Below are 21551 nucleotides of genomic sequence, written 5' to 3'. Positions count from 1 at the left end.
AAGCCCGGCGGGCGACCGGGCAGGCCATGGGTCAGGCCTGCTTCGCCCGCCGCGGCACTTCCTCCGCTAGGACAAAAGCTCGATGTAGCCCTCTGTTCCGTGCACGCGGATCCGCTGCCCATCGCGGATCCTCCGGGTGGCCTGCTCCACTCCCACGACGGCAGGCAGGCCGTACTCCCGAGCAATCACCGCACCGTGGGTCATCAGGCCTCCGACCTCCGTCACCAGTCCCTTGATGGACACGAACAGCGGCGTCCAGCTGGGGTCGGTATAGGCGGTGACCAGGATGTCACCTGCTTCGAGGTTGGCCTCCGCCATGTCCAGGATGACGCGGGCGCGCCCCTCGATGATCCCGGCGGAGACCGCCAGGCCGACCAGCGCACCCGCCGGCAGATCCTCGCGCCGGTACGTCCCGGTGATGACCTCCCCATCCGAGGTGAGCACCCGGGGCGGCGTGAGCGCTTGATGCGATTGGAACGTCTCCTTGCGCTGGCGGAGGAGTGTTTCATCCGCCTGGTTCGTGCGCACGACGTCGTGGAGCTCCTGGAACGTGAGGAAGAAGATGTCTTCCTTCTCGCGAAGCACGTGGGCCTGCACGAGGCGCCCGGCTTCCTGCATCAAGGCCTGCTTGTAGACGAAGTAGCGGTTGATCTTCCCGTACTTCGGATACTCCCGGTAGCCGATGAAGGTCCGGATCCGGTCGATCATCCGCTTGGCCTCTTCGGCCTTCAGCTCCCCCTCAGGCAAGGCTCGCAGGCGCTCCAGAAGCTCCTGCTCCTTCTTCCGGGCCTCTTGCAGCCCTTGCTCGAAGCGCCGCTTGCTGGCGCCCGGCTCGAAGTTCTTGATGTTGCCGAGGATGAGGGGCACGAGCGTGGTGGGGCGTTCGCTCCAGCGCGGCTTCGTGATGTCGATCTCGCCGACGCAGCGCATGCCGTACTTGTCGAGGTAGGCCCGGATGGCGTCCCGCGCTTCCCGCCCGCCCGCGAGCCTGGGCAGCTGGTCCAGGAAGCCTTCGTCCCTGACGTCCTGCAGAAAAGCCACCACGTCCGGATGCGGGCGGATGACATCCGCGACGTCCAGGAGCGCCAGGCCCATCTCCGACGTGACGTTGTGGGGGACGGACTGCGCGAGCGTATCGGCCGCGTTCTTCTCGCCCAGCCACGCCTGTAGTTGATCGTTGAGCCACCAGGTGGCCTCCATCCCCGCCATGATCACCTGATGGCTGCGCGGATCGAACAAGAGCCGCTTCAGCTCCTGGAGGTCCGCGAGGATGAAGTCGAGCAGCGCCGGTCCGGACTTCGTCTGGATGTCGCGCTTCAAGACCGCGAGGGAGGCCTCGCTGCGCCCGATCAGCTCGTTGACGATGGCCGGATCGGTCTCGAGCGGAGCCGGCGCGCCGCCAGCCGGTGCTCCGCGGGGCACCTCGTCCGGGCGTGACGGGATGAAGTCGCCGCGGCCGACGAGGGTCCGCAGCGCGTCTCCAATCAGCGGATCGGATCTCCCGATGAGCCCCAGGAGCCCCTCGCGGCTCGCTGGCGAAGCCAGGTTCTGGGTGACGTCGACGAACAACCTCCCGCCGGCCTCGTACATCGGCCGGAAGGCGATCAGCTGGAACAGGGAGAGCCCCAGGGGCTTCATGGCGTCGGTCATCATCTGCTGATGACCGACGGAGATGTAGACGTGGTTCTCCGGGTCTCCGGCCACGGGGATGGGGAACAGCGTGGTGATGGGCCGGCTCTGGACGATGTGGAAGTCATCGTCGGCCAGGCACCACTCGATGTCCTGGGGGCGGCCGAAGTGCGCTTCGATCCGCCGGCCCAGCTGCACGAGCCGCACGACCTGCGCATCCGTCAGCGCGGGCTGCCGCTGCTGCTCCGGCTCGATGTGCCGTTCCTGCGTCCCACCTGCCGGTGAGGCGTGGATGGCAAGCTGCTTGGTGCCGACCGTCCTGGCGATGACCTCGCCGTCCCGCACCTTGTAGACGTCCGCGTTCACCCGGCCGGAAACCAGCGCTTCGCCAAGTCCGAAGCTGGCCTCCACGGAGGCGACCTTCCGGTGGAAGGTGACGGGGTCGGCCGTGAACAGGATGCCGGCCGCCTGTGGGAAGACCATCCGCTGCACGACCACGGCCATGCGGACCTTCCGGTGGTCGAAGCCGTTGCGCAGGCGGTAGGTCACGGCCCGCTCGGTGAAGAGCGAGGCCCAGCACCGGCTGACGTGCTGGAGGATCGCCGCCGGCCCCACGACGTTGAGGTACGTGTCCTGCTGGCCCGCGAAGGAGGCCGTCGGCAGGTCCTCCGCCGTCGCGCTCGAGCGGACTGCGTAGGCGGCTTGCTCGCCGAGCCGGGCGTGCGCGCCGGTAATTGCCGCCGCCAGGTCGTCAGGGATGACGGCCGCTTCGAGGATCCGGCGGAGCTCCGCGCTGAGCGCGCGAATCCCTTCCCGGTCGTCCAGCTTCAGGCGTGACAGCTGAAGGAGCTGCTCGTTGAACGACGGCGCTTCCGAGAGGAGGCGCTGGAAGGCGTCCGTCGTGACGCAAAAGCCAGCCGGCACGCGGATGCCTTCAATCCGAGATAGCTCCCCCAGATGCGCGCCCTTGCCGCCCACCATCGCGACCTGTGTCTGGTCAATCTCCTGGAAACCCAAGACATAGCAGTCCATACGCTCACCGCCCTCGCGCGAAAGGAGCGGCACTGTATGCCTGACCATGGAGTGAAGTGCACCGGCTCTCGCTTGGGCATGCACGGCAGGAGGCGTCTGGATGCAAAAGCAAAGGGCCCGAAACTTTCGATTTCGGGCCCTTCTCAAGACGGTGTATTACACCCCTGTGTTTCGGATTCTCGCGGCTACGGCGCGAGGATGCGCACCTGGAGCTGGCCCGTGCTCACCTCTGTCACGAGCACCAGTTCGCCGTTGTGCACGAACACCCGCTTCGCGCGCCCGGGGTGGTAGCTGGCCGAGAGGATGTCGAAGGTGCTGCTCAGCACTCGGAGCTGCGTCGTGTCCCCCACGGTGTCGATGAGGTAGTAGCGCCCGTTGTGGAAGGCGACGTCCACGAACGACAGGCCCATGCTGGTGCGGTAGGTGAGGTCGGCGGCGTTGAAGAACAGGCCGCTGCCCACCATGACGCCTGACTCGTCGGGCAGGAGCCGGAGGGGGTTGGGCAGGCTGTAGTTACCGTGGTACGGCGAGTCCCGCTCGGCGCCCATCGTGCCCGCCACGGGGTCCACGTCCACCATCGTCACGTCCGTCGGGGAGACGCCGGAGTTGAGCAGGTAGACGCGCTTGTTCACCGGCGAGAACACGATCGCGCGAGCGGAGTAGCGCCACTCGGCCGTGGCGACGCGCGCACCGGTGGACCGCTGGTAGAGCGAGTGCGAATCCCACGCCCCAGAACCGTCGACGGTGAACAGGTAGTTGCCGGCCACCACCATGCTGGAGACCGTCTCCGGCGCCGCGGCGAAGAAGCGGGTGGTGCCATCGTTCGAGAACGCGTCGACGCGCCCGCCGGTGTAGGCCAGGTACGTGGTGGTCCCGTCCGGAGCCACCGCCATGGACACGGCGTCCGCCGTGCCCGCGTAGGGGCTCAGGAAGCGGCGGTTCGCCACGTCGAGCCGGTGGACCCGGTCGGCGGTGCGGTCGAAGAAGTGGATGATGCCCCCGCTGGTCAGGGCAGCGTCGTCCAGGTTGAAGGCGAGCTGCGAACCTTCCAGGACGATGCCCCCATCCGAGGCCGAGCCGCCGTCGGACGTGCCGCCGTCGCTGGACGGCTCGCCCGTCTCCAGCGACCCGATGATGTCGATGTCACCGGTGCCCGGCGTGCTGGGGCAGTTCACGGGGTCACGGCGCAGGACGACGTTGGCCGAGGTGACGCTGCCGGCCACCACATCCACCAGGGTGCTCCCCGAGTACACCAGCCGGCCGGAAGCGTTGAACGCGTCCACCCGCACCGTCCGGTCCGTCCCTACCGGGACCTGGGAGATGCGGCCCTGGATGACCGTCTCCGTCACCTGGAGCGGCACGGGACCCAGGGGCGACATGTCCTCCGCCAGGATGATCGCGTTGGCCGAGCTGACTCCGCAGACATCGCCCGTGAGGGAGATCTCCATGCGGATGGTTTCGGAGTCCGGCTGGCCCTCCGGGGACGTCCCCTGACACGCCGCCAGCCACGCGCACGTGACCAGCATCCAAGCCCATCGAGTGGCAAGCTTCATGCTCATGTTGTTCCGTGGCCCTTGGGACCACGCCCCCTGCGTTCATCGGGTTTGAGTCTTCGGCAGTGACGGGCGGGACTCTAGACCCTGACGGCTGCCTGCTCGCCATTGGACCGGGAGCCAGGGAGGGAGGGGGGCCTAGAAAAGCGAAAGGCCCGGAACCTTTCGGTTCCGGGCCTCTCTAGTGGCGAGGAGTACGGGACTTGAACCCGTGGCCTCCGGCGTGACAGGCCGGCGTTCTAACCAACTGAACTAACTCCCCACAAACCCTGCAAAGTCTATATGGGCGGAACAGGGATTGAACCTGTGACCATCGCCTTGTAAGGGCGCCGCTCTACCGCTGAGCTATCCGCCCTGCGCGGCCCCGCCGTGATTCAGTGAGGCGGCTTGTACCGTCCCCCTCCGCCCCCGTCAAGCATCTGTTTTCGAGGCCCGCGCAATCCGCTGCGCTCCCTCGGAAAGGGGCGGATCCGACGACCGCGGATCCGCCTACCCGGCCCGCACCTTCCACCGCCGCACGCGGCGGCGGGAGCGGGGAATCATCACCACGGCGCCCACCAGCAGGGCCACCGGCACGAACACCAACACCGTCTGCATCATCGCCTCCATACCCCTCAACATACGGAGACCCTCTGACATCCTGACGGGGAGTTCGTGACTTTCAGGAAACGACAGTCCAACCGCCGGGTCTCCGGCCTTCCTGGCGGACGGGCGGCCGGACTGGCGGTGGAGGGCTATTCACCCCGGGGAGGACCGCCCCGGCCGCCGTGGCCCGGGCCGTGGGAGCGCCGCTCCGACTCCAGCATCGTGCGGGCCTGGGTCTTCTGGGCGTCCGTCAACACCTGCTCCGCTTCCTGGTACGCCGCCATGCCGTTCGTGCGGAGCTGTTCGAAGAGGCCGCGGGCCTGCTCGTGGTTCGCCTGTTCCTGGGCGGATGGCGTGCCCTGGGTGCCGCGCTCTGGCGGCGTGGAGGGACGCAGGGCCTCCAGGGACTGCTTCACGGGCGCGTTCTTCGCGTCGAGCGCCGTTTGGATCCGCTCCAGGCTCGCGGCCTGGGCGTCGGTGAGGGCCAGGTCCTGGCGGTGGTCGATGAGCACCTGGACCGGCGACTTGCGCTCGAACGGGGGCGGGCGGCGCGCGCCCTGGGACGCGTCCTGCGTGGGGGGTGTGGTCGTGGATCCGGCGAAGGCGGGAACGGCGAACAGCAGGCCCAGCGTGAACAGATGGCGCTTCATGGTGACGTACCTCCAGCTTGCGCGTGAAGACCGCACCCGGAAGCCGTGAGCCTGATGGCACGTGGACACCGTGAGGGACCGACTGGGAGGGGTTTGTCCCCCACGGAGTCCCGTGCCGCCCAGGCCCGGGGCTTCCGGGCTGACACGGTGCAAGGTGCTCCCGCCATGTTCCGCGAAAATGTCCGGCGCGTTACCGAATGTGTTCGGCCTCGGTCCGGGCTTCCTGCGTCTGGCTTTGTTTCTCGTTGACGGCCGGGATGGAGCCATCATTGCCGCTGAGCGCCAGGTAGATGTTGAACCACGCCAGATAGGTTCGCCAGGCCGGGTCACGCTGCTCGATGAGCGTGCGCCTTGCCTGGAGCATCCGCTGGGGCACGTCGAAAGGCATCCGCGCCGTGTCCTCGGATTGCAGCTGCGCGGCGAACCAGAGCACGTCCAGTTGGCCGGCATCCACGGGCGCGTGGGTTCGCGCCATCAGCGAGTCCGCGTGCTCCAGCGCCTTCCCCAACCATCGGGCCGCCTGCGCCGGGTCGCGGCGGTCCACGGCGTTCTCGGCCAGCCGCAGCTCCGCGAGCGTCACCGCGCGGATGTCCTCGTCGCGGTCCGATTCGTCGAACTGCTCCAGGAACAACGCGCGCCGCTGCTCCAGCGCGCGGGCCGCGGCGTCCATGCGCCCGAGCCGGATCTCCGCGTTGGCGCGCAGGCCCGCGGCGATGATGCGATACGCGCGCTGGACGAACCGGGGCGTGGCGTGTGCCTGCTTCAGCGTGGCCTGCACGGCGGGCGTCGCCAGGTCCCGGTCCACCTGCTCCAGGTCCTCCAGCGCACGCTGGGGCTTGTCCGCGCCCAGCGCCGCGGCGCAGCGAGCCAGCCGCGTCACCAGCCGGTTGCGCAGGCCTTCTTCGTCGCGAGGGCCCGCTTCGATGCCGGGCAGCGCGCGGTCGTAGAGCGCCAGGGCCTGCTCGAACCGGCCCGCTGCCAGGTTGTAGAGCGCCGCGCGGTCCGTGACCAACGGGGTGAACCGGGCGGCCAGCTTCGGCGCGGCCTCCACCATGGCCAGGGCCTTCTCCGCGGACTGAGCGGCCTCCGCCTCGCGGTTGACGTGCAGGAGCGCCCGGGCACGGGCCAGGGCCACCGAGAGCCCCGCCGCGCTGTCCGCGTAGGGCAGCTTGTCCCGTTCATCCAGGTAGCCCAGGGCGATGTGGTAGTTGCCCACCTGCGTGTGGAGCAGTCCCAGCGCGCCGAGAATCATGGCCTTGTAGCGCGCGTTGTTGCGCACCAGATCCAGGGCGACCAGGTAGTGCCGGTTCGCGCGCTCGGCGGCGGCGGGGGCCCGGCCGCGCAGGAAGTCCTCGTGGTGGATGGCCCCCATGAGGGCCTGCACCTCGCGCTGGTTCTTGAGCTCCTGCCACGCCGCGCGCAGCTCCGCGAGGCCGGTCTTCACCGCCTGGGCGTGAGCGTCGTCATCCAGCTTGGACAGCCGGCGCGTCGTCACATAGGCCTTCACGAAGTGCGAGAGCGACTTCGCCTTGCCCGGAACGTCGGTGGTGACCTCCTTCATCACCACCTCCGGGGCGACACCGGCGCGCAGGCGCAGGCTCATGGACTCGACCGCGCTCTCCAGCGAGCCCGTCCGCCGCGTCACCAGGTCGAAGTCGGCGCGGGCTTCGTCCATCCGGTCCCGCCCCATGCGGCGGTAGGCGCGGCCCATCAGCGCGCGGCGGAACAGCCGCTCCGCCCGGCGGCGCTCCTCGGTCCCCGCCGGGGCGTCGTCCACGTAGAGCGTCGCCAGGGCCTCCATCACGCCGTCGGCACCCAGGCTCGCCGCGCGCTCGGCGGCGTCCTGCACCACCATGCGGCGGCGGAGCGGGTCCTGCTGCTGGCGGTAGAACGCGACCAGGGCGTCCCGGACGGGGCGGGGAGGGCGCTCCTCGTGCAACGCATTGACGTGACGGCCCAGCTCCAGGGCGAACGCATACGGGGTCCCGGCGGGCTCCGCCGCGAACGCCTGGGCCATGGCCGCGTCCGCTTCCTCGTAGGCGCGCCCCCGGTACAGGGAGCGGACGGCGGCTCGCGCGAAGTCGAGCTGATCATCCGCCTTGAAGACCTTGTTCTGGGAGAGCTGACGGCCCGCGGCGACCAAGGCGTCCCGGTCGTCGAGCTCGCGGTACAGCGCGTCCGCCTGTTCGTACCAGGCCTCCAGCACCGCGCGCGGCGTGGTGTCCGTCAGCAGCGCCGCTTCCAGTTCCTGTTTCGCGAGCGTGAAGTCGCCGGAGGACTGCGCCAGCTCGCTGCGCACCACGTGTTGATACACGGCGGAGGGCGGGCTGGGGGCGCCAGCGGGGTCCAGGGCGGCCATGCGTTGGCGTTCGGCCTCGCCCAGTTCGTCCACCATGCGGCCCCGGTCGCGTTCCTTCAGGGCCTTCCGGTGGGCGATGAGCAGCCGCAACGGCTCCGACAGGCCCGCGGTGGCGGGGTCGCTCACCGACTGCATGTGGCGGGCGTAGAAGTCCGCGGCGTCGAAGTCTCCGTAGGCCAGGTGGAGCTGGCTCAGGCGCATCATCAACAACCGGCGGGGCTTGGGCCGGGCCTCGCGCAGCAGGCGCTGCCGGTAGAGGATGAGCTGATCCGCGCGCCGGCCCACCATGCCCAGCTCCTCGTTGAGGCGGGGCACGTCCCACTCGCCGGGCACCTGGCCATCCAGCGGCAGTTGATACACGTCCAGCGACTGGCCTCGTGAGCAGGTCGCGATGAGCGACGCGGCGGTGGGGGCCGGGTACTCGCAGCTCCACGACTGGCTCGTCAGCTGGTCCGGGCTGGAGGCGGAGGCCTGGGCGGGCGCGTCGTCGCGTTCAAGGGCGAAGGGCACGCGGAACAGCACCCCGCTGTCGCTCGCGTCAATCACCCCGTCCCCGTTGGAGTCGGTGAAGAACTGCACCACGTACAGCGAGCGTCCGTCGCGCGCGAACACCGGCTGCCCCGTCTGTCCCGGGATGTCGAGCGTCAGCGGGACGGGCGCCGCGCCGGGGACATCCAACCGCAGGGCCTCCAGGTGTGGCGCGGCCCTCGCGGCGAAGCCCGGGCCCACCTCCCGCACGGAGCGCTCGACGGGGACGTACACCAGCCAGCGGCCATCCGGGGAGATCGTGGGGCTGGTCAGGTTGCGCTCGAGCAGGGGCGTCACGTGCCACGGGTCCCCCAGCGCGACCTTGGACAGCCGCAGGTCGCCCTGGATGGTCGCGCGGCTCACCAGCGCGATGTGCGCGTCGTCGATCCACTCCGCCTGCAGCGCGCTGGTCTCCTCCTCCAGGCAGCGGCGCTCCTTGGCCTCTGGCAGGTCCCGCACGCAGAGCTGTCCGCCGGCCTGGGTGCGGAACGAGATGTAGAGCAGCTGCTTGCCATTGGGACTGATGCGCGGCCACGTCACGTCCGCGCCCTCGTCGAAGAGGCGGCGCTCGCGGCCCTTCTCCAGGTCCTGGATGAAGATCTCCGTCGCGATGTCCCGGTTGGACACGAACACGAGCGAGTTCTCATCGGGCGCCAGCTGCCCCAGGAACTGGTCCCCCATGCCCACGGTGAGCCGCTCGGGCAGGCGCATGCCTCCGTCGTTTTCGTCGTCCTGGGCCCGGGCGACGCTCGCGAGGAGGACGGCCAGGGCCAGCAGCCAGGGGCCCTTGGGCGTCAGCACTTCTTCTCTCCCCAGGTGCCGTCCTCGGCCTCCACCCAGCCGCCGCAGACGACGCCTTCCGCGTGCGCCAGGCGCCAGTTCTGGCGCAGCGTCGCTTCCGGCACGCCGGGGCGCACGGTCCGCATCCACTGCCACAGCTGGCGCCGGGCCCGGTTCACCCGCTCCACCAGGGCGGCGTCGTCCGCGGACACGCGCCCGGCCGTGCACTGCTTCCGGGTGACGACCAAGAGCCCGTCCTTGCCCTCGCCCACGCAGTGGCGCCGCACCAGGTCGTCCACGCGGTCCGCCTGCGTCTTGCCCAGGTTCTCCACCAGCGGCGGCGGCTGGATGCCCAGGTCCTCCAGCTGGTTGGGCGTCAGCGGCACCGGCGTGGGGTTCATGCCCGCTCGCGCGAGCCGCTGCTCCACGTCCTTGAATGAGCCCGCGGCCTGTTCTTCAAGCGCCGTCGCGCGGTCCACCATGACGATCTCCGGCGCGCTGATGCAGCCGGGAGCCGCGAGGGCGGCCAGGAGCAGCAACCCACGACGTGTCATGGCAGAGCCTCCGGAGGGAACATGGTGGTGATGAGGCGGTCGACGATGGGGCCCAGGGGGATGCCCCGGATTTCATCGATGCTGACCAGCCGGGCCAGCCCGCCCATGGTGATGAGCAGGCTGCCGAAGCCCTGCTTGAAGCTCACGCGCACGTGCTCCGGATACCCCAGGCTCAACGCGTAGCGGACGCGGTTGGTGGCGGGGTCGGCGTGGCGCGGGTCCTCCACGTCGAGCAGGTCCAGCAGGTGGCGGTTGCCGATGCGCAGGATCTCCGCGCGCCCGTTGATGCTGCGGTCCCTGGCGGAGATGACCATGGCGGCGTTGCCGTCGAAGGGCTCGCCTCGGGAGGACTTCACGCCCGTCGCCCGCACGTGGGCCTCCAGCGTGGAGCGCTTGCCCTGATAGTCCAGCATGCACTGGCCGGTGATGCGCCCGCCGCGGACGCCCATCTCCAGCTGGCTCATGGAGAACACGTTCTGGTTGATGGACAGGTTGCCCGCCAGCGGCGCGATGGTCACCCACGGCGTGGTGATGCGCTCGGCGGACATGAAGCCGCTGCGCGTGAGCAGCGGGTGCTGATCCGCGAAGCGCAGCATTGAATACGGATTGACCTCCAGGTCGTTCAGGAGCCGCACTCCGTCCTGGGAGACCTCCACGTTCTCCGTCAGCGGCACGTCGCCGTTGAGCGCCTCCACGACGATGCCGGCTTCGGGCAGCCGCACATTCACGTCCTGGAGCTTGAGGCTGGAGAAGGTGCGGAACACGGTCAGGTCCGGCGACGCCACCAGGAAGTCCACCGTGGCCTTGCCGCTGCCCTCCAGCTGCCCCGGCCGCGCCAGGTGCGCCAGGTCCTGCTCCAGCGAACCTCGCAGCCCCATGCGCTGCTGGTCGTTGCTCAGGTCGAGCCGCCCCTGGACCTTCAGCTGCGTCCGCGTGCCTCCATTGGACAGCCGCAGGTCCGGGATGCGGATGACGCCGGTGGGCTTGCGCAGGACGGAGAACGACGCCTCCACGTCCTGGACGGGGTAGGGCAGCGCCGGCTTCATTTCGAGCGAGCGGACCTTCACGAGCTGTTTCAGCTCGATGTCCCCCTTCTCCCACTGGTCGGTGAAGGTGGCGGTGCTGTCGCTGGAGAGGTCCGCGAACGTCAGCCGGCGCTCGTTCATGCTCACGGTGAGCTTCTCCGCCGCGAGCGTCGTGCGGACGGTGCGCTGGGAGCCATTGGCGTGCGACTCGCCCTGCCAGCGCAGGGTGGGGACGTTGATGCTCTGCTCCGGATGCTTCCAGCGCACGCCAATCAGGTTCACCTGGGCCTTGCCCTCGAAGCTGGCGGCGCGCGGGGGCATGGCGGCCAGACGGAAGGTCCCGTCAGGGCCCAGGTGCGTGATGAGGCCGGTCAGCGTGCCGTGCAGCTCGCCGTTCATCGCGAGCTTGGACAGGTCCACTTCCGGAGGGACTCGTGCCTTCGCCAGCAGCGGCGACAGGGGGCCCAGGGGCGGGAAGTCACCCTTCACGTCCATGCGGAGCGCGCGGGCCTTCGGGTTGAACGCGAGCGCCGCGTCGGCGGCGACCTTCAGCCCTGCCTGCCCGTTGAGCCCCAGCTGGAGCGCGAGCTTGCGGCGGTCCACGTCGAACGTCAGCGTCTGGTGTTGCGTGCCCGCGTCGGTCTCGCCGATGCGCAACCCTTCGACCTTCAGGTCCAGAGCGCCTTGATGCTTCCACGCGTCTCCCTTCGACTTCAGCACGAGCGCGGCGCTGGCGGCGGACACGTCGTCCCAGCCTGGCCGTTGCAGGCGCAGCTCCGTCTGGTGATCCACGCGCGGCGAGGGCGCGAAGAGGGCCGTCAGTCTGCCTTTGGAGGCCAGCGTCACGGCCAGGTGCTTCCAGGGGAACCGGGTGGCGACGTCATCCGGAATGAAGGGGCGGGCGGCGACGAGGTCCGGCGTCTGGACGTCCAGCGCGTACGCCACGTCGTCGGTGCCCTTCGTGGCGTCCAGCAACGCGTGCAGCGTGCCCACGTCCAGCTCCAGCCGTGCGCGGGCCTTGCTGAGCGGGGGCTCCTCCATCGTGGGGAAGGCGTCCGTCACGTGGAGCTGCACGCGCGCGGGGCCCTTCAGCAGCTCCCGGCCCTCCGCGGAGACGACCCGGAGCGACTCCACCGGCAGGTCCGCCTTCAGCGCGAAGGGGGCCTTGGCCGTCAACGGCACCTGGAGGTTGAGGCCCAGGCGCTCCGCTGTCGCACGGAGCCCAGAGGCGCGGACGTCCAATGCATCGAGTTTGGCCGACAGGGCCGCGTCTCCCGCGACCCTGAAGGGCGAGCCGAGGTCGGGCCGCAGCTGGCGCCCCGTCAGCTCGCCAGAGGCCTTGGGAACACGGAGCGGGGTGGGGCCTCCAACGTCGAGCCCCTGGAGCGCGAACGTAAGCCGGGCGGCCAGTCCCTGGGGCACATCCGGAGTCGCCGTCAGCGAGACGCGTCCGTCGCCGAGCGCCACCCGGAGCGCGTCCTGCACGAAGAGGAGCTGCGCGACGTCGACGTCCAGCCCGACCCGGCCCTTCGCTCCCAGCTGGGGCATGTCGCTGAGCGTGACCTCCTGGGCCTCCAGGTGCACCTTGCCGCTCTTGAGCGTGAACGGGAGCAGGTCCGCGGGGATCCATCGCGACAGCCGGCCCAGGTCCACGTCCGCCAGGGCTCGCGTCAGGACGGGCGGGACCTCCGCCGCATCGGGCAGCACCAGCTGGGCCTGCACCTCGGCGCTGTCGGTCAGCTGCGTGCGGTCCAGCTCCACGGTGGTGTGTTGCTTTGTCACGTTGAACTTCGCCGTCACCGCGCCGTGCAGGAGCGAGCGGAGCGTGAAGCGGGGATCGAAGGTCTGCCGCGCGACGTCCAGATCCACCTTCACGCGCGCGGCTTCCGCGTTCGCTTCCACCGACAGGGCCAGCTCCAGCAGGGCTTCCGCGGCAGGAACGGCGGGGCCTTCACGGTTCAGCGTCAGGGCCAGGGGCTTCCCTGTCTGGCCCAGGTCCACCAGGAGCTTCCAGCCCTTGTCCTGGGGCTTCGCTTCGATTCCGGCCTCCAGTCCTCGCAGCGACCAGCGGTCCACCACCGCGCTGCCCTGGACCCGGAGGTACGTCAGCGACACGCCCGACAGCGTGATGCTCGCGACGGGGAACGGAGCGGCGAAGAGGTCCGCGACCTGCCGGGAGATGCCGGGGGACGCTTCATCAAGCGGTTCGGGCTCCGGCGGTCCGCTCAGGTTCGTGAGGGAGGTGGTCCCCTGGTCATCCGCGACCAGGACGACGGTCGCGTCCCGCACCACCACGCGCTCCACCCGGACCGGCCCGTTCAACAGGGCCCCGGGCGACCACGACGCCTCCAGCGTGCCGACGCGCAGCAGCTCGGGCGCGATGGCCTGGAACGGCGGCGGGGTCCGCACCACCAGGTCTTCCAGGCGCAGCCCCGAGAGCACGTCGATCCGCGCCGTCCGGTAGTCCAGCCGGATGCTCGTGGCGGCTTCCACCTCGGAGAGGATGCGCGGCTTCAGCCAGGGGTGGTCCAGGTGGTGCAACGCGGTCACGACCGCGACCAGCAGGAGCACGAACGTCGCGAGAGTGATCAGGAACGCGCCCGCGATGATTCGCTTCAAGCGACGACGAGGCCGTCCAGCACCGGGGGAGTCCATGATGTTCCGTCGAGGCGACCGGCCAGCCTCCTCCTACCATGCGGCGGAATCGGGCTTCAATCCGAGGACGCCTCGCGCGGGCCAGGCGCCCGGGCGCCGCTTCAACCGAAGCTGGACGAAGTCATTCCCGCGGTGCCGCCCGCCAGGGGCTTGTGGGGGAAATACAGGTTGCGCACGAAGCGGGTGAACAGGTGCTCCTCGTTCCAGCGCTGGCGGGCCATGCCGTACACGCCGGGGGCGCGCAGGTCGTGCTCGGAGACGCCGGTGACGAACTCGCGCTCGCTGTAGATGGCGAAGACCTCGTCCACCGCCGCGCGGCTGCGGTACGTGCGGAGCATCGTGCGGTAGATGAGCTCGCTCTCCTTCTTCGTGAAGGCCAGCCCCTGGATGGCGTGCGCCATCTCGTGGAAGACGAGGTACTGCTCCGACTCCATCCGGTCCTGCCGCAGGGCGATGCGGGCCCGGGGCCAGTCCGGATGGTCCCAGAAGAGGCCCGCCGCCTGGGGCGACACCGCGCGGGGATAGCCGTACTTCGCCAGCGTGTGCCCGGGCGGAATCAGCTCCAGCGTCAGGGGCCGCGCGGCCTCCATCCGGGCGATGAGCTGGAGGTTCCCGGCCAGCTGCCGTGCGATCTCCTCCTGCACCCGCTTCACCTGCGCCGCCGGGGCGCCGTACGGCTTGAGCTCCAGCTTCGCGCTCACATAGGCGCGGGCCTTCGCGGGACCTTCCGCGGGAGGACGGCCTGCGCGTGACTCGAAGACGTCGCCTCCTTCCAGCAGGGTGAAGGCGCTCAAGGGTTGCTTGAGCCCGACCTCCGCCGCCAGCGGGGTGACGTCCGGCGTCGAGCCATCCAGGGTCTCGTAGCGTTCCGGGGCCATGGGCTCAGGTGCAGGCCTTCGCCCGCTGGTTGCACAGGTCGATACAGGCGGGAGTCTGGGTGTCGGGAGTGCGGCCCTCGGCCTGGCCCTGTGCGGAGTCTGGCGGCTGCCGCGAGGCGGGCTGGCCGCGCGACCTGCAACCGTTGACGCAGGAGTCGTACTGGTCGCGGCAGTCCGGCGTGAGCTTCGACGTGTCGGTCGTCACGCAGCCGGACAGCAGCGACAGCGCACTCGTGAGAAGGGCGATGCCTCGAACGAGGTTCATGCCTGGAGTCTAGGCCAGGAACCCCGGGCGTGCCGGCGGGGACACGCCATTGCGCGCCATGAAGTCCAGTAGCGGCGTGGCGTCCTCGTTCTCCTGGATGCTCAGGTGGGAGTACCGGTAGAGGCTGCGGCAGATGAGCGCCACGCGGGTGCCGAAGCCAATGGGGCCTCGCGGGTCCAGGCGCACGTCGTCCACGGCCGTCACATCCCCGCGCTGGCAGTAGAGCGCGTAGCTGATGCGGGGCGTCCGGGCGCGCTGACTGCTCCGGCTTCCCCAATGGTAGATGTATTGGTTCCAGCAGGAGACCGTGCCCGCCTGCGTGGGCAGCGCGCGGATGTCCTCCAGGGCGATGCGCTGGCCTCCCGTGCGCAGGTCGCGGAGCGCCTCAGGGTACTGCGGATCGCGGTGGATGGGGACCACGTAGATGCAGGAGTTGAGGGGCGTGGCATCCGTCAGGGCCACCCAGACCGTGAGGACCGTGGGCATGCCATCCACGCCGATGGTGTCTGGGTATTCCGCGTCCCGGTGCGGCTCGAAGCCCTTCCCGTCGTCCTTCGTCTCCACGTAGTAGACCCAGAAGTTGGGCACGAGCTGGAAGTCCGGCCCCAGCATCGCCTCCAGCGTGGGCCGGGCATGCGCGAGCGCCTGGTAGAACACGTCGTAGACGAGCGCGAACATGGGCGGGAAGCCCGCTTTGCGCACCGCTTCGATGCAGGAGCGCATCTGACGGATCATCGCCTCGGGGACCAGGGGCTCCGTCTGGAAGTACCCCTCCTGCCGCAACCGGGCCGCCAGCTCGCTCGCCCCCTCCGGGCGCCCCGGGGCTGGGAGGTCTTCCCATGCCTTCCAGGGATGCTCCGTGATGGGCGCTTCGGGCTGGAGCCGGCGCCAGAAGCCGGGGTCCTCCACCAGGGACAGACGCTCCACCAACTGCCGCAGGGCAAAACCCTTGCGAAGGACCTGGGCCTCTTTCATGGGACTTCCCATCTCAAACCCTGTGACCCGCCATCCATGACCCGCGAGGGCGCCCTGCATGCGGACCGCTGGACACCCTCCACCCCTCAAGGCCTCCCGTCAGGCAACCGCCTCCGCGCCCGGTGTGCTCCGCGCAGCGCCCAGGCCGCCCACAGCAGCGCTCCTGTCGCCGCTTCCGGAGCTGCCAGGCCCGCACCGCAGCCGCCCGCCGTGGCCGGCGCCGCCGGTACGCTCCGGGCCGGTGACGCCACCGGCTCCGGTTCCGGTTCCGGTTCTGGTTCCCCGCCCATGCGCGGCGCGAGCGGGTTGCCTCCGGTCAGCTCCTGGTAGCGCTGGACGAGCCGCAGCCGCGCCGCATCGAACGCGGCGCCGTCGTCCGGCACCTGCCATGTGGAGGGAAGCAGCTGGAGTGCCACCTGTCGCGCGAAGCCCGGGTCCCCCGCGTCGCTCACCGCCTTGAGCCATTCATAGTCCTGCATGCCCTGGCGGATGAGCTTCAGGCGCAGGGACGCCACCGGCACGTGCGTCAGCCCGCCAATGACCTCGGGCGTGCCCGGGTAGAACAGCGTGCCGTCCCCGTTGCCCCCGTAGTTGAACTGGTCTGTCCATGCCGTGGGGAGCTGGGCCCCTGTCTCGTAGTACAGCTCGCCCTTGCAGCCGATGAGGAAGGACAGCCACTCCATCGCGCGGGCCTTCGTCGAGGGGAGGTCCACCATGTATGACGGCCAGCCGCCCCCCGGCTGGTTCTGCGGCATGGAGGTGTCGGGCGCGCAGCCGTGGCTCGCGCAGCTCTGATACATCCACACCTCTGTTCCAGGCCGCGACAGGAACTCCGCGTAGCTCGGGCTCTGGTAGCCCATGTAGTCCGGAGGTGGGCCATCGCGGTGGTTCACCAGCGGCACCGCGATGTCCACGAGGGGCTCCAGCCCGTTGAGCTTCAGCTGGAGGGCGTTGGTCGTCAGCATGGTGCGAAGGCCGGGCGCGGCCTGGCGCACCAACGTCCCGGCGGCGTGCACCCGCTGGAAGGAGCCCCAGTCGAGCGGCTCGTCGCCAATCCGCGCATGGGCGCGGTCCAGCCAGCCGCGCTCCCGCATGTGCGCGGTGAAGTCCGCCAGGCTGCCAGCGGTGAGGGGGCCCGTGTATTCCACGCTCGTCATCCGCGCGCCGGTCAGCCGCGTGGGCGCGGTGCCCTCCAGGCTGGGCCCCCACGTCGCGTCGAACTCGCTCCAGGCCTGGGGCCCGGACCCGTTCAGGTAGAGCCGGGGCTGCGTGAGGCGGTGCTCCAGCGACAGCTGCTGGTAGCGCAAGAGCAACGGCCGCAGCTCCGCGGGCGAGCAGTCATCGCGGCCCAGGTGCGCGCGGCACACCTGCTCCGGCAACAGCGAGAACGCCGAGGCCAGCGAGGACGTGCCCGGCATCACCGCGTCCACCACCGTCAGCCTCGCGGTCACCTGCCGCTGGAAGCCGCCCTCCGCCTCCACCATCACCGTGCCCACGTATTCGCCCGGCGGCGCGTCGTGGGGCACGTGCACGTCCACCCAGATGGCTCGCGCCTCGCGCGCGGGCACGTCGAAGGGGAAGGCGTTGCGCTGCTCCCGGGTGAGCTCATCCGTGTCCGGCACCAGCGCGTCCGGCCATCGGCCCAGCGGCTGCCCGGGCTCGGAGGCCTGCCGGATGTTGAGATAGGCCTGCCGGTACAGGGTCACGTCCGGCCCCGTCAGCGTCACGGGGCCCTCCAGTGAGGGCAGGCGGGCACGCACGCCCCGCAGACCCACGTCACCGCCATGCAACGCCACCTGGAAGGAGGCGAACTCATTGCGCGCGGCGGTGAGTCGTACCTCGGTGCTGCTTCCTGGCGCGGTTCTGTCGGGAAGGACCTTCACCATCATCCCTTCGCCCCACACCGCTGGGTCCGCCGCGAGCGCCGGCCAGGCCACGGACAACGACAGCCACCCGAGGACGCACTGTTGAAGTGTCCACATGAGGAATGGATGTGCATGTGCCGTGCGCGGCTACAGCCTCCCGGCTGTCCCGTCATCCAGGCCCACCAGCGCTCCCTGGCTCGGATGCCGGGGGACGGCGCCATGGCCAGACATGCGCGCCGCGATGGGCTGCTTCCACGCCTGGTCGAGTAAGGTGCGCCGTTCGAACGACGGCGCGAAGCCTGGGGAGACTTCTGGTGGCAGGCAGGGAATGGCGGGTGCAGGTCCTGGGGCTGGCGCAGCTGTGCGGGCCCGAAGGGCAACGGGTGCGATTGGAGCGGCGCACCGCGGCGCTGCTGGCATGGCTGGCATTGCAGGGGCCTTCGCCCAAGTTCGCGCTCGCCTCGCTCCTGTGGCTGGATTCGCCTCCCACCACGGTGCGCAGCAACCTGCGGCAGTTGCTGCGCCGCCTGCGGCTCGCGACGGGGGACGAGGCCCTGGTGGAGGGCGACACCGAACGGCTGGCCCTGGTGTCGCCTCCGGCCGTGGACGCCGCGTCCCTCAAGGCCGCCGCGGAGGCCCGCGCCCACGCGGAGGCGCTGGAGGCCGTCGGCGCCGAGGGCGGCACGCTGCTGGCGGGCTTCGACTTCGATGACTGCCCGGAGCTGGCGCGCTGGCTGGACGGTGCGCGCGCCGGGGTCGAGGGCTGGGTGCGTGAAGCGCGTGAGGCCCGCATCGCCCAGCTCACCTCCGCGGGGGACTGGACCGCCGCACTGGGGCTCGCGCGGACGTGGGTGCGGCAGGAGCCTGAATCCGAGCAGGCCGGCCGCCACCTCATCCGCCTGCACTACCTGCAGGGCGACCGGGGCGCCGCGCTCGCGGCCTTCGAACACCTGCGCGACGTCCTGGACCGGGAGCTGGGCGTCACCCCCATGCCGGAGACGCTCGCCCTGGTGCGGGAGGTCGAGCAGGCCACGCCGCGCGCCCGCCCGCTTCCAGGCACGCGCTCCGCGCTGCCCCTGTCCGTGCTGCGTCCGCCGGTGCTGGTGGGCCGGGACGCCGCGTGGCGGCAGCTGGAGGCCGGCTGGGAGGCGGGGCAGCTGCTGTTCATCTCCGGCGAGCCCGGCAGCGGCAAGACGCGGCTCGCGGAGGAGTTCGCGGCCACGCAGGGACGCTGGGGGCGCATCGAGGCGCGGGCGGGGGACCGGGACGTGCCGTTCGCCTCCCAGGCTCGCGCCTTCCGCACGCAGCTGCGGCGCTGGCCGGACGTGAAGCTGCCGGACTGGGTGCGCACCGAGCTGTCGCGCATCCTCCCCGAGCTGGGAGAGCCGCGGCTCCTGCCGCCCCTGGCCTCCGAGGCCGGCATGCTGCGCTTCTACGACGCCATCGTCGCGGCGCTGCAATTGCTCCACGAACACGAGGACATCAGCGTCGCGGACGACGTGCAGTACTGGGACCCGGCCAGCGCCCGGGCCTTCACCTTCGCGTTCTCCCGGCTGGCGGACGCGGGCCCCCAGAACGGCCGGAGCCTGCGCTTCATCGACTGCTATCGCCGGGGCGAGCTGTCGCCCGAGGCGCGGATGAACGTGGCGGGGCTCGTCGAGGCGGGGCTGGCGCGCATCGTGGAGGTGGACGCGCTCACGGACGACGACGTGAAGCGCATGGTGGCGGGGATGGGGTTGCCCGGCGCGGAGGCGCACGTGGAGGCCCTGGCGCGCTACACCGGCGGCAATCCGCTGTACGTGGTGGAGACGCTGAAGCACCTGCTGGAGACGGACTCGCTGCGCCGCGAGTGGCCCCAGCGGCTGCCGCCTCCGGGCCGCGTGGGCCCCCTCATCCAGCGGCGTCTGGAAGGGCTGTCCCCGCTGGCGCTCCAGTGCGCGCGGCTCGCGGCGCTGGCGGGGGCCTTCTTCCGGACCTCGCTCGTGCCCGGGGTGCTGGGGGTGAAGCCGGCGGACGGGAACGAGGCGCTCGCGGAGCTGGAGGCGGCCCAGGTCCTGCTGGGCGAGCGCTTCAGCCATGACCTGGTGATGGAGGCGGTGCGGGCCGGGATGGGGCCCGGCGAGGAGCGCGTGCTGCATGGCCGGCTCGCCACGGTGCTGGAGGAGGAAGGTGCTCCCTCCATCCTCCTGGCGCACCACTGGCTGGGGGCTGGAGCGACGGAGCGCGCGCTGCCGCACCTGCTGGCGTCCGCGCGCTCCGACGAGCAGGTGCTGCCGCCCGAAACGGCGGCGGAGCACTACGCGCGGGCCGCGGCCCTCATGCTGTCCCTGGGGAAGCACGAGGACGCCATGCAGGCGCGGGCCGCCGAGGTCCGGTGCCGGCAGCAGTCCTCCCCGGCGGGAGTGCCACCCTTCACCCCTGGGCCAGCAGCGGGCCCAGGCGCTCGCGGTAGCCGCGGCTGAGCTTCAGCATGGTGCGGTCGTGCAGGATGACCTGGTACTCGCCGTGGAGCAGCGGGCGCAGCTCCTGGACCCGCTGGAGGTTGACGAGCGTGGAGCGGTGGATGCGCACGAACCGCTCCGGATCCAACCGGGACTCCAGTTCCCGCAGGGGCTGGCGCAGCAGGTGGCTGCGCCCGCCCACGTGCACCTGGACGTAGTTGTCCTCCGCCGCCATCCAGTCCACGTTGTCCACCGGGAGGAACGTCACCCGGCCCACCTCGCGGATGACCAGCCGGTCCAGGTAGCGCGGGGGCCGGGACGGCTCGGGGAGCGCCTTCACCAGGCCCGCGAGCCGGAGCACGAGCTGCTGGATGCGCTCGCGGCGCACGTGCTCCTTCGCGCGGTCCAGCACCTGGACGAAGCGCTGCGGCACCAGGGGTTCGAGGAGGTAGTCCAGCGCGCCGGCCTCGAAGGCGCGCAGCGCGTGCTCCTCCCGCGCGGCCATGAAGACCACGGCCCGGGCGCAGGCGCTCCCCGCCTCGTGGAGGACCTGGAAGCCGTCCATGTCCGCGAGCTCCGTATCCAGGAAGAGGAGGTCCACGGGTTCGCGCCGCAGGGCCTCCACGGCGGAGCTTCCCGTGTCGTGGACCCCCACGATGCTCACGTCGGAGTCGCCGCCCAGCAGCGGCAACACGTGCCGGCGGGTGTCGGACTCGCCGTCCACCACGCAGACGCGGATGGGCACGGGCTCGAACAATTCCTCTCGAAACGCCATCATCTTTTCCGCGCTCCTCAATCTGCGGATTTCCATGACCATCTGGGGGAATGCGGTGACGGGGGCCGTGAAGGTCTTTGGGAGCAATGGCTCCCACATCGCCACCACCGCGAGTCCCCGCGGGGGCCTGTCTCCTTCTCGCTGCCCCCTCTCCCGGTTCCCCGCGTACGGGCCCGGGTCGGGGCGCTGGCTTGACGTCTGGTCGTTTCCACGGCTCACCTCGAAGATGCGAATTGCGCGCACCTTCCGATGGCAGGCGTGACGGCGGCGTGACGGGTGTCCGGGGCCCCAGGAGCCGGACGCATTGTGGGGGCAGCCTGGACCCTGGGGCGCACTGCTAACATCCCTCGCGTCTTCACGAGGGGGAGCGGCGTGCGGTCCGCGAGCCGTTCTTGAAAGGCTCCGAGCGCATCATCGCCTCATTCGTGGGGGACGAGGGACAGACGCTGCCGCTCATGTTGGAGGTCGCCGAGGTTCCACCGAAGGAGGGGGAGACGCGACCGGAAGTGGAGCGGGCGCGCTACTACGTCTCCGACCTCACCGTTTCCCAGAGCGGAGCCTCCGAGGCCACGGGCCGCACCAAGGCGGAGGCCGTGCAGCGGGCGGTGCGCGCCATCCTCCAGTCCACGAGCGGCTACGGCCGGGGCCACTGCGTGCTGCGCATCGACGGCGTCTCGCACACGGTGCGCATCGAGATGAGCCAGGGGGCGCTGCTCGCGGAGGCGCTGTCCAACGTGACGACGGCGCTGTCCGCGGCGGCGGTGGTGGCCGCGCCCTTCACGGGCGGCGCGTCGCTGACGTTGCTCGTGCCATTGGGGGCGGCGGGGGCGCTTCCGTCCGTGTGGCGCATCGCCGACCGGACGCGGATGGACAGCTTCCAGTTCGACCTCCACACGGCGATGGACCTGGTCAACATCGTTGGCGGGGTGGCGGGATTGGGGGCCGCGGGCGCCACGGCCCAGGGGATGCGCACGCTGACCGCCGGCCGGCTCACCTCGGGCC

Annotated in this window: 14 protein-coding genes and 2 tRNA genes; 2 read left to right on the top strand and 14 right to left on the bottom strand. The window is 70.5% G+C overall.

The window, feature by feature from the left end; translation table 11 throughout:
- Nucleotides 1-66 precede the first annotated feature (66 nt).
- From rph to D7W81_RS19270, 13 genes are all read right to left on the bottom strand, one after another.
- Nucleotides 67-2661, bottom strand: coding sequence for a rifamycin-inactivating phosphotransferase (gene rph, locus D7W81_RS19325; protein WP_120556866.1), 2595 nt, complete (start codon nucleotides 2659-2661; stop codon nucleotides 67-69).
- A gap of 185 nt (nucleotides 2662-2846) precedes the next feature.
- Nucleotides 2847-4187: a YncE family protein gene (locus tag D7W81_RS19320; protein ID WP_120556865.1), complete on the bottom strand. Its 1341-nt coding sequence runs from the start codon at nucleotides 4185-4187 to the stop codon at nucleotides 2847-2849.
- A gap of 212 nt (nucleotides 4188-4399) precedes the next feature.
- A tRNA-Asp gene (locus D7W81_RS19315) sits at nucleotides 4400-4476 on the bottom strand.
- Nucleotides 4477-4497: 21 nt separating this feature from the next.
- Nucleotides 4498-4569: transfer RNA gene (locus D7W81_RS19310), tRNA-Val, on the bottom strand.
- Between the two features lie 134 nt (nucleotides 4570-4703).
- Nucleotides 4704-4835, bottom strand: a complete 132-nt coding sequence (locus tag D7W81_RS44145) for a hypothetical protein (protein ID WP_279637821.1) — start codon at nucleotides 4833-4835, stop codon at nucleotides 4704-4706.
- Nucleotides 4836-4948: 113 nt separating this feature from the next.
- Entirely contained in the window at nucleotides 4949-5449 is a 501-nt protein-coding gene (locus tag D7W81_RS19305; protein ID WP_120556864.1) for a Spy/CpxP family protein refolding chaperone, read from the bottom strand.
- A 190-nt stretch (nucleotides 5450-5639) separates the two neighbouring features.
- Nucleotides 5640-9137, bottom strand: a complete 3498-nt coding sequence (locus tag D7W81_RS19300; protein WP_244227296.1) for a hypothetical protein — start codon at nucleotides 9135-9137, stop codon at nucleotides 5640-5642.
- Entirely contained in the window at nucleotides 9131-9670 is a 540-nt protein-coding gene (locus D7W81_RS19295; protein ID WP_120556863.1) for a DUF1318 domain-containing protein, read from the bottom strand. The genes D7W81_RS19300 and D7W81_RS19295 overlap by 7 nt, the downstream gene beginning before the upstream one ends.
- Nucleotides 9667-13350, bottom strand: a complete 3684-nt coding sequence (locus D7W81_RS19290; RefSeq protein WP_120556862.1) for an AsmA family protein — start codon at nucleotides 13348-13350, stop codon at nucleotides 9667-9669. The genes D7W81_RS19295 and D7W81_RS19290 overlap by 4 nt, the downstream gene beginning before the upstream one ends.
- Nucleotides 13351-13451: 101 nt before the next feature.
- Nucleotides 13452-14228: a hypothetical protein gene (locus D7W81_RS19285; protein ID WP_120556861.1), complete on the bottom strand. Its 777-nt coding sequence runs from the start codon at nucleotides 14226-14228 to the stop codon at nucleotides 13452-13454.
- Nucleotides 14229-14232: 4 nt separating this feature from the next.
- Nucleotides 14233-14493, bottom strand: coding sequence for a hypothetical protein (locus D7W81_RS19280; protein ID WP_120556860.1), 261 nt, complete (start codon nucleotides 14491-14493; stop codon nucleotides 14233-14235).
- Nucleotides 14494-14502: 9 nt separating this feature from the next.
- Complete coding sequence (locus D7W81_RS19275; RefSeq protein WP_244227295.1) at nucleotides 14503-15468, bottom strand: phytanoyl-CoA dioxygenase family protein; 966 nt, start codon at nucleotides 15466-15468, stop codon at nucleotides 14503-14505.
- 86 nt (nucleotides 15469-15554) lie between these two features.
- Nucleotides 15555-17450, bottom strand: coding sequence for a DUF4091 domain-containing protein (locus D7W81_RS19270; protein WP_244227294.1), 1896 nt, complete (start codon nucleotides 17448-17450; stop codon nucleotides 15555-15557).
- Between the two features lie 197 nt (nucleotides 17451-17647).
- On the opposite strand from D7W81_RS19270, the gene D7W81_RS19265 reads away from it, so the two are divergent.
- Nucleotides 17648-19795, top strand: coding sequence for an ATP-binding protein (locus tag D7W81_RS19265; protein WP_120556859.1), 2148 nt, complete (start codon nucleotides 17648-17650; stop codon nucleotides 19793-19795).
- Here D7W81_RS19265 and D7W81_RS19260 read toward each other — a convergent pair.
- On the bottom strand, nucleotides 19746-20552 hold the full coding sequence (locus D7W81_RS19260) for a LytR/AlgR family response regulator transcription factor (RefSeq protein WP_244227293.1): 807 nt from the start codon (nucleotides 20550-20552) through the stop codon (nucleotides 19746-19748). The two genes, D7W81_RS19265 and D7W81_RS19260, sit on opposite strands and share 50 nt — an antisense overlap.
- 389 nt (nucleotides 20553-20941) lie before the next feature.
- On the opposite strand from D7W81_RS19260, the gene D7W81_RS19255 reads away from it, so the two are divergent.
- A partial coding sequence (locus D7W81_RS19255; protein WP_147445545.1) for a hypothetical protein occupies nucleotides 20942-21551 on the top strand: 610 nt, incomplete at its 3' end.

The sequence above is a fragment of the Corallococcus aberystwythensis genome, assembly GCF_003612165.1.
Classification (GTDB): domain Bacteria; phylum Myxococcota; class Myxococcia; order Myxococcales; family Myxococcaceae; genus Corallococcus; species Corallococcus aberystwythensis.
This window is presented reverse-complemented; position numbering and strand designations above follow the sequence as displayed.

Coding starts and splice junctions, on each gene's coding strand:
- rph (WP_120556866.1), bottom strand. CDS start 2,661: ATGGACTGCTATGTCTTGGGTTTCCAGGAGATTGACCAGACACAGGTC.
- D7W81_RS19320 (WP_120556865.1), bottom strand. CDS start 4,187: ATGCTGGTCACGTGCGCGTGGCTGGCGGCGTGTCAGGGGACGTCCCCG.
- D7W81_RS44145 (WP_279637821.1), bottom strand. CDS start 4,835: ATGTTGAGGGGTATGGAGGCGATGATGCAGACGGTGTTGGTGTTCGTG.
- D7W81_RS19305 (WP_120556864.1), bottom strand. CDS start 5,449: ATGAAGCGCCATCTGTTCACGCTGGGCCTGCTGTTCGCCGTTCCCGCC.
- D7W81_RS19295 (WP_120556863.1), bottom strand. CDS start 9,670: ATGACACGTCGTGGGTTGCTGCTCCTGGCCGCCCTCGCGGCTCCCGGC.
- D7W81_RS19290 (WP_120556862.1), bottom strand. CDS start 13,350: ATGGACTCCCCCGGTGCTGGACGGCCTCGTCGTCGCTTGAAGCGAATC.
- D7W81_RS19285 (WP_120556861.1), bottom strand. CDS start 14,228: ATGGCCCCGGAACGCTACGAGACCCTGGATGGCTCGACGCCGGACGTC.
- D7W81_RS19280 (WP_120556860.1), bottom strand. CDS start 14,493: ATGAACCTCGTTCGAGGCATCGCCCTTCTCACGAGTGCGCTGTCGCTG.
- D7W81_RS19275 (WP_244227295.1), bottom strand. CDS start 15,468: ATGAAAGAGGCCCAGGTCCTTCGCAAGGGTTTTGCCCTGCGGCAGTTG.
- D7W81_RS19270 (WP_244227294.1), bottom strand. CDS start 17,450: ATGTGGACACTTCAACAGTGCGTCCTCGGGTGGCTGTCGTTGTCCGTG.
- D7W81_RS19260 (WP_244227293.1), bottom strand. CDS start 20,552: ATGATGGCGTTTCGAGAGGAATTGTTCGAGCCCGTGCCCATCCGCGTC.